1 protein-coding gene is annotated in these 776 nt (G+C 47.2%); it reads left to right on the plus strand.

The window, feature by feature from the left end:
• Positions 1–206 precede the first annotated feature (206 nt).
• Positions 207–635 (plus strand): VOC family protein, encoded by a 429-nt coding sequence (locus KNQ13_RS15800; protein WP_214755843.1) that lies wholly within the window; start codon positions 207–209, stop codon positions 633–635.
• The last annotated feature ends 141 nt before the right edge of the window (positions 636–776 follow it).

A 776-nucleotide genomic window follows, 5' to 3' on the forward strand; every position in this document is an offset into this window, starting at 1 on the left:
GTGGTGTGGTAACTCCATTCTACACGAGGCCGTTATGGGCTTTTTGTGTTTTCCGTCAGGTGTTGCACTTAATATTACAATTCGTCATTTTAAAAAATAAATGATATCGCTTTCATTTTCCACTTGATAAATCTTTAAACAAGAACAAACGTTTGGTATACTATAGATATCAGTACGCCGTGCCTAACATGGAGAGGAGCATCATCATGCCGATTACCCCTTACCTGGTCTTTAACGGCAACACCCGTGAGGCGATTCATTATTATGCCAAAGTCTTCGGCCAGGACATTCCCGAGATCATGGAGTTTGGTCCCGGCAATGGTCCGGACGGTCAACCGTTCGCACCAGACGTCCAGTCGCTTGTCCTGCATTCGCAATTAATTGTTCACGGCATACGCGTCATGTTTTCGGACGCGATGCCGCACGATCCGGTGGCGACCGGACAAAACGTCACGCTGGCTCTGCATCTGTCAGACGTTCCACTCATTCACGAGACATTCGACAAGCTCGCGCAAGACGGTAATGTCATCATGCCGATTCAAAAAACGTTTTGGAGTGAAGCCTACGGCATCGTCGAAGATCCGTTTGGCGTGCAGTGGCAACTTAATCATGAGATAAGTGAAGTAAAGGCGTAAGTTGCTCGCTGCGTCATGCTTTCCCTTTCACTCGCTTTCCTCAGGCGAGGCACAAGCCCATAGATGTCAACTTAGCCAAAAGATGAGTTGAGAAAGCTCTCATTTTTTATTCCTGATGCGTTTCATTCGGATGATTAGCGG

Origin of the sequence: Exiguobacterium sp. s128 (assembly GCF_018618815.1) — a bacterium.
Lineage (GTDB): Bacteria > Bacillota > Bacilli > Exiguobacteriales > Exiguobacteriaceae > Exiguobacterium_A > Exiguobacterium_A antarcticum.

What these genes read in the sequence shown, in the direction of transcription:
- KNQ13_RS15800 (WP_214755843.1), top strand. Translation starts at nt 207, where the DNA reads ATGCCGATTACCCCTTACCTGGTCTTTAACGGCAACACCCGTGAGGCG.